The sequence below is a fragment of the Pedobacter sp. GW821-FHT01D05 genome (genome assembly GCF_059422505.1).
In genome coordinates, this window is the sequence record NZ_JBWKXA010000007.1 from 1 (window position 1) to 13,190 (window position 13,190).

The window sequence follows — 13,190 nt, forward strand, 5'->3', positions numbered from 1 at the left end:
TAGAGCGAAAGACGAGATTCGAACTCGCGACCCCGACCTTGGCAAGGTCGTGCTCTACCAACTGAGCTACTTTCGCATGAACAAAACTGATGTTGTTGTTTCGTTTTGGTGATGCAAATATAGGCAGATTTATATTTCTGTCAAGAGATTTCTTGTTAAAAATTTAATATTTAATTTAAATTGCTGGCTTTCAGTACAAGTAAAATTAAATCAGTTTCAAAACCTTTTGCCTGAAGGTAGCTCATTAGCTTATTTTTTCTTTTAAACGGATCATTTTCGCTTAAACTCTGCACTTTTTTAATGGCTAATTTTTCTATTGTTTGTAAATAATCATCATCATCGATGCTGTAAATTGCCTTTTGCAGAATTTTATCGGGCACACCCTTTAATTTCAAACCCTGTTTAATTTTAACACGCCCCCAATGTTTAATGTTGAATTTGCCCGATGCATAACTTTTAGCAAACCTTTCCTCATTTAAAAAATTATTCAAAATCAGTTCGCTTATTATTTCCTCCAGCTCATCGCCACGCATGCCCCATTCTACCAGTTTATACCGTACTTCCTTTTGCGAGCGCTCCTGGTAAGCACAAAAATGCTCTGCTTTTACCAGCGCTTGTTTTTTATCTAATAATACTGCCTCTTGTTTACTGCTTTTCATAATTATTTACTGAAATTCGTAAAAATAATAGCGATTACCGTATTTTTCTGAATATAATAGCATGCAAAATCCAATATATACCATTGCCAAAATAGCCGAAATTTTAAATGCTGATGCCAAATTAGTTGATGAACAGGTAATTATTCAATATCTGGTGGTCGATAGCCGTTCGGTTTTGGTTCCGGAAAATTCTGTGTTTTTTGCCCTGTCTTCGCACCGCAATGGACATGAATTTATTAGAGATGCTTATGCAAAGGAAATCAGGAATTTTGTAATTACCGAAGCAAAATACATTAACGAATATCCCGACTGCAATTTTTTACTGGTAGATGATGCTTTGGCGTCGCTACAAAAACTTGCTATCGAACACCGGAATCAATTTGATTTAAAAACCATCGGTATTACAGGGAGTAATGGAAAAACAATTGTTAAAGAATGGTTGTATCAACTCTTGGCCGCCGATTTTAATATCGTTAAAAGTCCTAAGAGTTATAATTCACAGATCGGGGTGCCGCTTTCGGTATGGCAGATTGAGGCCGATCATAGCCTGGGTATATTCGAAGCTGGTATTTCTGCCGTTAACGAGATGCAGCACTTGGCAGAAATTATCCGCCCGGAAATTGGAATTTTAACCAATATCGGCGAAGCACATGCCGAAGGGTTCAGTTCTAAAAAGGAAAAACTAACGGAGAAACTGAAACTCTTTGCAACATCCGAACTGTTTATTTACTCGCCTGAATATGTAAGTGAAATAAGCGTAAAAGAGCTGCCTGGTAAAAAACAGTTTAGCTGGAGCAGTAAGCAAACAGCAGATCTTCAGGTTATTGCGGTCGAACCCATCGAAGGCAACTGTTACCTGAGGGCCATTTATCAAAATAGGGAAATTGAATGCATTTTGCCTTTTAAAGATAAAGCTTCGATAGAAAATGGAATGATCTGCTGGGCAACCTTACTGGCTTTAGGTTATACACCAGAGCAGGCCGATTTACGTTTGGAAAAACTGAGTCATGTGAGCATGCGTTTAGAGCTAAAAAATGGGATTAACCAATGTTCCATTATCGACGATTCTTACAGTGCCGATATTTCTTCATTGGCTATTGCCCTTGATTTTTTAAATCAACAGAATCAGCATGCAAAGAAAACCGTTATTCTTTCCGAATTATTTGAAACGGGGAGAGATGATCTGGATTTATACACGGAGATTTCCGAATTGCTTTTACAGAAGAAAGTAAACCGCCTGATTGGAATTGGAACTCATATTTCGAAGTATGCTGATCTTTTTAAGTTTGAGACGCAGTTTTTCGACGATACCAATGCTTTTATCGATGCTTTTCCCGGTTTACAGTTTAACCACGAAACCATTTTGGTAAAAGGGGCCAGACGGTTCGAATTTGGCCGGATCAGTAAGCTGCTCACACAAAAAATACATGATACGGTATTAGAAATCGATCTCAATGCCATGGTTGGTAACCTGCAATTTTACCGTTCTAAAATCAAACCAGGTGTTAAAATGATGGCCATGGTTAAAGCCTTTTCATATGGAAGCGGGAGTTTTGAGATTGCCAATTTATTGCAGTTCCATAAGGTAGATTATCTGGCGGTAGCTTATGCCGATGAAGGCATTGCCTTGCGTAAAGCGGGCATCACTTTACCCATTATGGTGATGAGTCCTGAAGAATCTGCTTTCGATGCCATCATTAAACACAAGCTCGAACCCGAAATTTACAGTATAGAAATTCTGAATAGTTTTTTAAATGCGCTGTCTGATTATGATTTCGATTACCCCATCCACATTAAAATAGATAGTGGTATGCACCGTTTGGGCTTTGATCAACCAGAAATCAATACATTGTCTAATCTGCTTAAAGATTCGGCGAAGGTAAAAGTTCAAAGTATTTTTTCTCACCTGGTGGCAAGCGATGCCGCAGAACATGATGGATTTACGCAACAGCAGATTGAGAGGTTTAAAACTATCGCAAATCAACTGGTAGATGTTTTAGGCTACAAACCTTTGCTTCATATTTCCAATACTTCGGGTATTTCTCGTTGGCCGGAAGGGCAAATGGATATGGTACGTTTAGGCATAGGTTTGTATGGTTTTGACTCCGCATTGCCGAATAACCGGGGTTTGCAGACCGTAATGGTGCTTAAAACTACGGTTACCCAGGTGAAGACTTTAGCCCCAGGCGAAACTGTAGGTTACAGCAGGAAGGGTGTGATGCCAAATGGTGGAAAAATAGCGACTGTAAAAATTGGCTATGCCGACGGTTATACCAGGTATTTCGGCAATGGAGTAGGTAAAATGCTTATTAATGGCCATTTGGTGCCTACCATCGGTTCAATCTGTATGGACATGACCATGTTGGATATCACAGGCATCGATGTGAAGCCAGGTGATGAGGCCATCGTTTTTAATAAGGAACACACCATTATGCAGTTGGCGAAAGATATTAATACCATTCCGTATGAAATTTTAACCAATATCTCGCAAAGGGTTAAAAGGGTTTATTTCTATGAGTAGTTCATTCGTTCAGTGGTTCATTGGCCATTAGTGCGGCATACGGCCTATTGGTTCATTCGTTCAGTGGTTCATTGGTCATTAGTGTAGCATACCGTCTATTGGTTCATTCGTTCAGTTGTTCATTAGTCATTAGTGTAGCAGGCTGTCTATAAGATCATTCTTTCAGTGGTTCATTGGCCATTCGGGTGGCATATTGCCTATTTTGTTCAATAGTTCATTGGCATCGCGAATTGGCTGGGTACACGTTAGGTGCAATAAACCAGATAAATGTGCTAATAAAATCTCTTATACGTATTACAAGGCTATGCACCCAGCACAAATGAACCAATGGCTAATGAACTAATGAACACTTAGCACAAATGAACTGAAAAAAATGTTATTTTTGCACCATGAATAAAGTCGGGAAAGCTATTTTAAACTATTTGATTAAAGGTTTATTAATTGTTGTGCCCATTGCCGTAAGTATTTTTATTGTAGTTTGGGCGGTTACAACTGTAGATAGCTGGTTGAATGTAAACAATATTTTAGGCGTAAACCCAAGTACAGGCGAAAGCCGTAATATCCCTGGTTTAGGTTTGTTAACGGTTTTAGCCCTCATTTTACTGGCCGGTATCTTTGTAACCAATTTGGTAACTGAGCCTATGTACAATTGGTTTCAGCGGATTATGCAGCGGCTGCCCTTACTTAATTTTATCTATTCATCCATAAAAGATTTAACAGAAGCTTTTGTAGGTGATGAGAAGAAATTTAACCACCCGGTGCTGGTAGAAGTGGAGGGAGGCCTAAAAAAGATTGGATTTTTAACGCAGAACGATCTGCATAAACTCAACCTGCCCGAAGAAGTAGCCGTATATTTCCCACTTTCTTACTCTTTTGCCGGTCAGCTTTGCATTGTAAGAAGAGATAAGGTAACTGATTTGCATATGACAGCAGCTGATGCCATGAAACTGGTGGTAAGCGGTGGCGTAAGCGGGCTATAAACATTTCTAAATGATTACGATTTACCATAATAACAGATGCACTAAAAGCCGTTGTGCTTTAGCGGAATTAGAAAACAGTGGAAAGGCTTTCGAGGTGGTTTATTATTTAGAAACGCCGCCCAATAAAAGTGAACTGAAAGAAATTATTCGAAAACTGGGCATTAAACCATTGGAATTGATCCGTAAAGGGGAAAAGGTTTTTGCTGAAATTTATAAAGGAAAAACCTTGAATGATGAGGAATGGGTTGATGCCATGGTTGCACACCCTATTTTAATCGAGAGACCGATCATCATCTCAGGAGATCAAGCAGTCATCGCCAGACCAACCGAAAAAATAAAAGAGATTTTGGGATAATCCAATCGTCATTTCGAGCGGAGTGCAACGCAGTCGAGAAATCTATCTCGAGAGTGTTTTGGGATGTAGATCTCTCTCCCGAAAGTTCGGGACTGCGCTTCAGTCGAGATGACGGATCTTTATATAACTAAAAAATGCTAACCCTAGTCGTCGCCTCAATACGACATTAAATAGTTCCGTAACTTAAGTTTAGTATTTCCTAATGTTTTAGCGAAACGATTAGATCAGATCGTTTTGTGGTTATATCTGATGACTGCCTGCACACAATAGCCCTGATGGAAATGGAAATCCCTCTTTCGAGGTACGTCACCCTGAATTTATTTCAGGGTCTTATATGAAGGATAAATGCTAACTGACTCAAGTCGTAGCGTCTCGCTACGACATAAAATAGTTCCGTAACTTAAGTTTAGTATTCTCTAATGTCTTAGCGAGACGCTAAGACCAGATTATTGGTTTAAACTAAAAAATATTCTTGAAGCTAAACAGAATGAACATGAAAATAATAAAACCAACAAGCAACCTCGAATAGTATTCCCGGATAAAAAGCCCGCATAAAATCAGTTTATCATCATCCACATTGCTATGTAACAGGCCATTTCCGCTTGAAGCATTGAACAAAATCTGTTTATCCTGATGGTCGTTTAACGACCACCGGCTTAACCAGCTGTTTTGAAAACTCCAGTCAAAATTATCGCCAGAGGCGAATACAATTTTCGCTTTAAAACGCAGCCAGTCGTAAGTAATTATAGCTAAAACCTCATTCTGATTGTTCAGTAATTTCGTTTCAGGTTTAGAAAACCCTTCACTTTTTAACAGGTAAATACCTGCCTGGGTAGTGGCTATTGCCGAATTTTTCCACGAACTAAAATTCAGCGAAAATTTTAACAGTCCGTTGTTAAATACCTGATAATTGCTATCAAATAAACCTTTTCTCCAATTTAATACCTGTTCCATCTCACAAAAGGATTTAATTTCAATACTAATGGCGCATTGTTGATATCACTATAATCGGCATGAAGCAGGCAATAAGGGTAACTATCCGTTTGTTGTAAATATGCTTAATAAACAAACCTGATACAATCAATAATTCATTGTCTGTATCCGATGATATTGCACCACTATTGCTGCTTGCGTTATACGTGATGTGCTCGTTGTTATAATTGCTTACCGTAAACTGCGATTTCCATATTCCTGTTGATGTCCATTCGTACCGTTCGCCAGATTTTAAGCTGATTACGGCTTTTGATTTCCAGCTGTCGTAAGTAATCACTGCAACCAGTTCATTTGTTTTTCGGTCGATTACATTAGTTCTCGATTGCCAAAACCCCACATTGGAGAAGAAAAAATTTTTGTCATCAAACACGCCCTCTGCATCACTTCTCCAGCTTCCAAAAGAGATCATTCCTTTCTGAATGCCATCTACAAAGAGTTGAAAATCCCCGCTCAACCAATTACTTCTCCAATTGATAAATTTCGCCATGTTAGATACGTTTTATTTTAGATAGCAGTTTCCGTTAGTTGTTACAATAAATGAAGACATAAAAAAAGTGCTTATTGTTTGTAAGCACTTTTTCAGTTGGCAGTTAGCAGTGTGCAGTTTTCAGTTAACCAGTTTAAACCATTAACCACTTAACCATGTGCCACTAACCAATAAACCAATGACTAATGAACCAATAGCCATTGAACCAATCTAGAAATTCGGTTTAAGTACATATTTATCGTAGAAACGGAAAATGTGCTCTGCAGCTTCCTCAGCAGTATCTACCAACCTGAAAAGGTTTAAATCTTCTTCATGGATATTGTGTTCCTTCTGCAACATCGTTCCTTTAATCCAATCAATTAATCCACCCCAATAATCAACACCCACCAATACGATTGGGAAACGTGCAATTTTTCCGGTCTGGATTAAGGTCAAAGCTTCAAAAAGTTCATCCATAGTGCCAAAACCACCTGGTAAAACCACAAAACCCTGGCTATATTTCATGAACATGACTTTGCGCACAAAGAAATAATCAAACTCCAGCAATTTATTATGATCGATATATTTATTGTGGAACTGCTCGAAAGGCAACTCGATGTTTAAACCAACCGATTTACCTCCATTGGTGTGGGCGCCTTTATTACCGGCCTCCATAATACCAGGACCACCGCCAGTGATTACACCATAACCACGATCGGTTAATAATTTACCGCACTGCTCTGCCAATTGGTAGTATCGATGCGTTTGAGCTGTACGGGCCGAACCATAAATGGTAACACATGGGCCAATTTTAGCCAGTTTTTCAAAGCCGTCTACAAATTCGGCCATGATCTTAAAAATTTGCCAGGAATCTGTTACTTTAATTTCTTGCCAGTCTTTGTTTTCAAAAGCGCTTCTAATTTTTTCTTCACTCGTCATATACTGTTATTCTAATATTAAAATCTGGTTTGCGCATCGGTTTTTTTACTGATGAACAACAAGCCTATAAATGTGATTAAACCGTTAATCAAAATCAGTTCAACACTAAAAACGTAACCGCCCAATAAAGTGGTAGAATACGTGGAAAGCAAGTAACATAAAAAAGGTGATAATAAGCAAACTATCGGTACTAATTTATCGTGAAGACCACGTTTTTTTACAAATAATCCAAAACTATACAATCCTAAAAGCGGCCCATAGGTATAAGAGGCGATGGTAAAAATCAAACTGACTACCGATGAGCTGTTCAAGGCATTGATCACGATGATCACTAAAAACATCAGAATAGAAAATGCCACGTGCACGGTATGGCGCTTTTTTACGGCGTCTTTGGCATTTACATTTTCTGCCTTAGCCATACCTAAAAAGTCGACACAAAAGGATGTGGTTAAAGCTGTAAGTGCCGAGTCGGTTGTGGCAAAAGTTGCTGCCGTTAGGCCCAACATGAATATAATTGCAGGTACAGCGCCAAGGTTATTTAAAGCAATTTCAGGGAATAATAAATCTGTCCTTGGTTTCCCGGTAATGTGATCTAATGGAATATCGATGCCGTTTTTCGCGGCGAAAATGTATAACAGGGCACCCACGCTCAAAAAGAAAACGTTAAGGATTACAAATACCCCTGTAAAAGTAAACATGTTTTTTTGTGCCTCTTTGATAGTGCCCATGCTCAGGTTTTTCTGCATCAGATCCTGATCTAAACCAGTCATGGCGATGGTAACGAAAATACCACCGATAAACTGTTTGCTGAAATAGAATTTATTGGTCAGGAAATCGTTCAGAAAGAATATTTTCGAGTAACTGCTGGTTTTTATGGTTTCGAATGCCTGTGGAATATTGAAATCGAGACTGCTGCAAATAAAATAAATCGTCAGGAAAACCGAAAGCACCAGGAAAAAAGTTTGCAGTGTATCGGTAATGATAATGGTTTTTAATCCACCTTTAAAGGTGTACGACCAGATCAGTGCCAACGAAATTAAAACCGTTAACCAAAACGGAACGCCATAATTATCGAATATAAAACGCTGTAAAACAATAACTACGAGGTATAGTCTTGTTGCGGATCCCAACGTACGGCTCAATAAAAATATCGATGCTGCTGTTTTGTAACTGTAATGCCCCAGCCGCTTTTCGATATAGCTATAAATGGAGGTTAAATTCATCCGGTAATAAAGTGGAAGCAGAACGGTGGCGATGATGATAAAACCAACAGCATTACCCAGAACGAACTGGAAATATTGAAACTGGTTTCCGCTGGGTGCGCCAACTTCTCCGGGTACCGATATAAAAGTAACACCCGAAAGTGCGGTTCCGATCATCCCAAAGGCTACTAAATACCATTTAGAATTCCGGTTGGCGACAAAGAAAGTAGAATTATCAGATGATTTTTTTGAGGTTACGAATGAAATAATAATCAGCAGTAAAAAATAGCCGATCAGGAAACATAAGAGAATGGTTGGAGACATAGTTTTGTGTTAAGCTGATAAATGTAAAGAAAAGTATCAAATCAAGCAATATTCTTGAGTCGGAAGTCCGGAGTCCGAAGTCGGAAGTCAAATAGCCTAATGAACTAATGACGAATGAACCAATGACTATTGAACCAATGAACCATTTTACCTATTTTTGCATTATGAATTTTTCATCCAAACTGCTCGAAGATGCGGTAAACGAATTCTCGAAACTTCCTGGTGTAGGGCAAAAAACAGCTTTACGTTTGGTATTACATCTTTTAAACAAAGAGCAGGAGGAGGTAAACCAGTTTGGCAATACTTTTATAAAACTTAAGCAGCATATTAAACATTGCAGCACCTGCCATAACATTTCCGATTATGTGGTATGCGAGATCTGTACTTCGCCAAAACGCGATAAAGAAACCATTTGTGTGGTAGAAGATACCCGCGATGTAATGGCGATTGAAAATACCGGTCAATATTTTGGGGTTTACCATGTGTTGGGCGGCCTAATTTCTCCGATGGATGGCGTAGGTCCTTCTGATCTGTTTATTGATGGATTAGTAGTGAGAATGGCAGCAGGAGGGATTAAAGAGGTGATTTTAGCACTCAGTCCGAATATGGAGGGCGATACCACATTGTTTTACCTGTACAAAAGATTAAAGGAGTTTAATGTTCCGGTAACGACCATTGCACGGGGTATTGCTTTTGGCGGTGAGCTGGAATATACCGATGAAATTACGCTCGGCAGATCGATTGTAACCCGTGTGCCTTACGAAACTGCAATGATGAAATAATGGTAAAACACTTTTAGCCAAATTACCTTAATAAAAAAATAAAAGCAGTATCCAGTCTTAATACTTGCTACTCAATACTCAATACTTGCTACTCAATACTCAATACTTGCTACTCAATACTCAATACTTGCTACTAAAAATGAACCTAAAAAATAAAGTCATCATTATCACTGGCGCATCGAGCGGAATCGGAAAAGCCTGTGCCGAAGAATTTGCTAAACGTGGTGCCAATTTGGTTTTAGCCGCCCGCCAATACGTAACGCTTTGCGAAATTACTGCAGACCTGGAGAAAAAATATAACATCAGGGCCGTGGCCGTTCAGGCCGATGTAAGCAAAGAAGCAGATTGCGAACTGATTATCAAACAAGCTTTGGTTTCGTTTCAAAAGATTGATATTCTGGTAAATAATGCCGGATTATCCATGCGTGCCCTGTTTAACGATCTTGATTTATCAGTGCTTAAAAACCTGATGGATGTAAACTTTTGGGGAACGGTTTATTGTACCAAATATGCTTTGCCAGAGATTTTAAAAACCAAAGGGACGGTAGTGGGCATATCATCAATTGCAGGTTACCGCGGTTTGCCGGGCAGAACGGGTTATTCGGCTTCTAAATTTGCAATGAACGGATTTATGGAATCTTTACGCACCGAATTATTAAAAACAGGCGTAAATGTTTTATTGGCCTGTCCTGGTTTTACCGCTTCCAATATCAGGGTAACCGCTTTATCGAAAGATGGTGCTGCACATGGCGAAACCAGTATGGATGAAGGCAAAATGATGACATCGGAAGAAGTAGCCAGCATTATTGCCGATGGTATCGAAAAACGTAAACGTACCTTAATCATGACCGGACAAGGGAAATTAGCCGTTTGGATGAATAAACTCTTCCCGGCTTTTGTAGATAAAAAGGTTTTTGATCTGTTTGCGAAAGAGAAAAATCCGCTGATTAAGGCTTAAGGTAGAAGGTTTAAGGCGTAAGGTAAATAGAATAGCGTATTGCGATTAGCGTTTGGCGTTTCGGTGCCTTTGTTGGCAGTTTAAGCTAGATGAATTGTCAGTCTGAGGGGTAATTTATTGTATAAAAATCAATATGAGTGACGTACAATCGTTTCCCTTTTCCTACTGCTCGGTCTTGCCTCTGCTCGCCGCCGCCGAAGGGCTCTTTCTTTTTGGCATCAAAAAGACCAGCGTAGCTAGCGTGAATGCCGTTGAAAACATAAAAGCCCATGAAAAAACAAAAACTGCCGGCTGAAAATTTTTCTTTCGAAGCTAGTAGGTTGGCTTGGACAGTGCAGTCCGATCCCGATAGCTATCGGGATGTTAGTCCGGACTTAAGTAGAACGGAGGTACAGTGCGAAGGCCCTGTTGGATGGAAATGCATCTTCTACAAGTCACTAACTATTAAATAATTAATAACAACGTCAATGGTAGCGGAGTCGAAGACCCAATACAATTGTTTAGCACCTAGTCTCATATATTTTAGATAGAATAGAGCCTGAATAAATCTGATATCGGATCCGGGCTAGAGCGGTTGCGGTATAAAGATGAAGGGTTTAAGCCGTAAGGCTAATAGCGTTAGTGGGTGTGCTTGGCGTCTATATAAATGTCTTGATACCTGATACTTTCTACTTAATACTCGCTACTAACAAATCCACCTTTACAACAATTTCGTTTATTAAGTGAAGAGATAGATCTTTTTTTATGTACAAATTCCTTGCTTTATTAATGCTGCTTTTTCAAACGATACTTTCTGCTGCACAGGTTAAAAAAGTAAAAAATATCAATTACGCAGGCAATGCTGATGAGGCCAATACGCTGAATATTTTTTACAAAAACGACAGCATAAAAGATAAACCTGTTCTGGTTTTTATTCATGGTGGCTCCTGGAGTAGCGGGAAGAAAGAAACTTATTGGTGGTTGGGCAGAAACTTCGCGCGGAAGGGTGTAGTTACTGTTATCATCAATTATCGCTTAGCACCAAACGTTCAGTACGAAAAAATGGGTGATGATTGTGCTTTGGCCGTAAAATGGGTACAGGCGCATATTGCCGATTATACTGCGAGTCCGGATAAGATTTTTGTAATGGGGCATTCGGCTGGGGCACATCTGGGCGAACTGATTAATGCCGATCCTAAATATTTTAAAAAAGCTGGAATTAAAAATCCAATTAAAGGGGTAATTCTCGACGATCCTTTCGGACTCGATATGCAGGAATATTTAACCACAGCCGAAAAAGACCATTTTTACTTCGATTTCATCAGAACTTTTACCGATCAGCCTGCAGTTTGGAAAGTTGCTTCACCATTGGATTATGTAAGCAATATCAAAAATCCACACTTACTCTTTTATGGAAGCAAAACTTATGGTGCCATTAAATTGCAAACGCCGAGGTTATACGAAAAACTTAAAGCTAATAACGTTCCTGTAGAAATAAAAGAGATTAAAGGTAAAAGCCATGTACCGATGATCAGTCAGATGATTTTTGGCGGGAATCAATTATATAAGGATATTTTGGGGTTTTTAGGGCATTAATTAACACCCCGTCCTGCGGACACCCCTCTGAAAGAGAGGAATTGCCCCTCATAGTTTTTATGCGATTTGCATTCCCCTCCTCTGTAGGGGGTGCCTGAAAGGCGGGGTGGTTCTATTCATTGCACCTACCGAACCCACCTAAACCCGACAGCAGCGAAAATCCTTTTTGTTTGAAGCGGCCTTAAATGGCCTTTCATCTGCAGCCTATGAAACAGATTCTTCGTACCTCAGGATGACAGGACCACAAAAAGATTGCAGCGTATGGCGGGACTGCTGCAACCGACTAGCATCGAAACCTGCTTTCCAAAAAAAAGAAAAAAGCCTTTTAAAACAAGAATGGCCTTACACCGTCCGCGTAACCTGATCCAGCTTACTATAATCCATTACCATTTTACCTTCATCGTTATGGTAATACATTTTATCAAACTTAGCATCCATTTCTATTTCCTCATCCTGATAACTGGTTCTGGTGTGGATGGTCTGAGAGAAAGTATCATCAAAAGCTTTGAGGATCACAAAAACTTCTACTTCGGCCTGCTGCAGCTCGGTTAACGATTTTTTGAAAAACGGACTTTCTTCGGTAATGGGGTGTACCAAAGTCCAGTTTAATGATAGGATACCGATTTTACTGCGCTCTAATGGCAAAGGATAAAACCTACGTACATGTTTACCATCAATGGTTTCATTGTACGACATCACCATCTGTACCTCAACCTCAATGAGCTGGTTGCGGCGGAGGTTCACCAAACGGCACATTAAGCCATGGCCATTCTCGTAAGGAGCAATAACCATTTTCTTGCTGAAACTCACTTTAGAGGTCGGCCTGCTAAAACGGCCATACAATAAACCTGTAGCCAGTGCAAAAGCCAATAAACCCAGCATACTTTCGAAAGCGGCAAGCACACTGGTAACAAAACCCTGTGGCGAAATATGGCCGTAACCCACGGTAGAAATGGTTTGGGCAGAAAAGAAAAAGGCATCAAAAAACTGATCACGAAGCGTTACACCTTTGGCACCATTTAAATTTTCAATACCCACCACATTGTATAAAACAGCGAAAATTGTATTTACAACAAGGTAGGCAAGGAGGATGACAAAGAAAAAACGCGGCCAGCTCATGGTAACCAAACGGGTGTAGGTATCATCAAACTTAAACCAGGGCAGGCCAGTACGTTCGATATTTGCCGACCCATCGGGGTTTAGCATGCGCTGGTTTTTGGTTACCGGATTCGATCCGAAACCGAAATCATCATTAAACTGTACTTTTCTTTTAAAGAAAGCCATATATTTTTAGAAAGATTTTGGAATATTAAAAAACTATGTCAATATTTGCTTTATACAAACATGATAATTAAAAACTTAAATAACAATTGGTGGTGGCATAACGAAATTCGTTAGGCAAATTCTATTGTTATATATTTTAAAATATTTTAAAC

The 13,190-nt window shown here is 39.4% G+C and carries 13 protein-coding genes and 1 tRNA gene; 7 read left to right on the plus strand and 7 right to left on the minus strand.

From position 1 onward, the window contains the following. Positions 1-3: 3 nt before the first annotated feature. Positions 4-76: transfer RNA gene (locus AC07VK_RS21465), tRNA-Gly, on the minus strand. Positions 77-170: 94 nt separating this feature from the next. Continuing rightward, positions 171-659, minus strand: a complete 489-nt coding sequence (locus tag AC07VK_RS21470) for a regulatory protein RecX (protein WP_492963769.1) — start codon at positions 657-659, stop codon at positions 171-173. A gap of 61 nt (positions 660-720) precedes the next feature. On the opposite strand from AC07VK_RS21470, the gene AC07VK_RS21475 reads away from it, so the two are divergent. From AC07VK_RS21475 to arsC, 3 genes are all read left to right on the plus strand, one after another. Then, positions 721-3,180: a bifunctional UDP-N-acetylmuramoyl-tripeptide:D-alanyl-D-alanine ligase/alanine racemase gene (locus AC07VK_RS21475; RefSeq protein ID WP_492963771.1), complete on the plus strand. Its 2,460-nt coding sequence runs from the start codon at positions 721-723 to the stop codon at positions 3,178-3,180. A gap of 389 nt (positions 3,181-3,569) precedes the next feature. Further along, positions 3,570-4,160, plus strand: coding sequence for a DUF502 domain-containing protein (locus tag AC07VK_RS21480; RefSeq protein ID WP_057935154.1), 591 nt, complete (start codon positions 3,570-3,572; stop codon positions 4,158-4,160). A 10-nt stretch (positions 4,161-4,170) separates the two neighbouring features. Beyond that, positions 4,171-4,515, plus strand: a complete 345-nt coding sequence (arsC, locus tag AC07VK_RS21485; protein ID WP_492963773.1) for an arsenate reductase (glutaredoxin) — start codon at positions 4,171-4,173, stop codon at positions 4,513-4,515. Between the two features lie 459 nt (positions 4,516-4,974). Here arsC and AC07VK_RS21490 read toward each other — a convergent pair whose 3' ends face one another. From AC07VK_RS21490 to AC07VK_RS21505, 4 genes are all read right to left on the minus strand, one after another. After that, the gene (locus AC07VK_RS21490) at positions 4,975-5,469 is read right to left on the minus strand and encodes a hypothetical protein (RefSeq protein ID WP_492963775.1); all 495 of its coding nucleotides are present in this window, start codon (positions 5,467-5,469) and stop codon (positions 4,975-4,977) included. 25 nt (positions 5,470-5,494) lie between these two features. Continuing rightward, positions 5,495-5,995 (minus strand): hypothetical protein, encoded by a 501-nt coding sequence (locus AC07VK_RS21495; RefSeq protein WP_492963777.1) that lies wholly within the window; start codon positions 5,993-5,995, stop codon positions 5,495-5,497. A 210-nt stretch (positions 5,996-6,205) separates the two neighbouring features. Then, the gene (locus AC07VK_RS21500) at positions 6,206-6,913 is read right to left on the minus strand and encodes an LOG family protein (RefSeq protein ID WP_029278019.1); all 708 of its coding nucleotides are present in this window, start codon (positions 6,911-6,913) and stop codon (positions 6,206-6,208) included. 17 nt (positions 6,914-6,930) lie between these two features. Continuing rightward, on the minus strand, positions 6,931-8,439 hold the full coding sequence (locus AC07VK_RS21505; protein ID WP_492963779.1) for a sodium:solute symporter: 1,509 nt from the start codon (positions 8,437-8,439) through the stop codon (positions 6,931-6,933). A 164-nt stretch (positions 8,440-8,603) separates the two neighbouring features. Between AC07VK_RS21505 and recR the strand changes: the two genes are divergently transcribed. The 4 genes from recR (at position 8,604) to AC07VK_RS21525 (ending at position 11,754) form a co-directional block, all read left to right on the plus strand. After that, positions 8,604-9,221 (plus strand): recombination mediator RecR, encoded by a 618-nt coding sequence (gene recR / locus AC07VK_RS21510; protein WP_492956247.1) that lies wholly within the window; start codon positions 8,604-8,606, stop codon positions 9,219-9,221. Between the two features lie 139 nt (positions 9,222-9,360). Next, positions 9,361-10,179, plus strand: a complete 819-nt coding sequence (locus AC07VK_RS21515; RefSeq protein ID WP_492956235.1) for an SDR family oxidoreductase — start codon at positions 9,361-9,363, stop codon at positions 10,177-10,179. 133 nt (positions 10,180-10,312) lie between these two features. Beyond that, complete coding sequence (locus AC07VK_RS21520) at positions 10,313-10,474, plus strand: hypothetical protein (protein WP_492963781.1); 162 nt, start codon at positions 10,313-10,315, stop codon at positions 10,472-10,474. Between the two features lie 449 nt (positions 10,475-10,923). Continuing rightward, positions 10,924-11,754: an alpha/beta hydrolase gene (locus AC07VK_RS21525; protein ID WP_492963783.1), complete on the plus strand. Its 831-nt coding sequence runs from the start codon at positions 10,924-10,926 to the stop codon at positions 11,752-11,754. Positions 11,755-12,096: 342 nt separating this feature from the next. Here the strand turns inward: AC07VK_RS21525 and AC07VK_RS21530 are convergent, their stop codons facing one another. After that, positions 12,097-13,038 carry an ion channel gene (locus tag AC07VK_RS21530; protein ID WP_492963785.1) on the minus strand — a complete coding sequence of 314 codons (942 nt, stop codon included), beginning with the start codon at positions 13,036-13,038 and terminating at the stop codon, positions 12,097-12,099. Between the last annotated feature and the right edge of the window lie 152 nt (positions 13,039-13,190).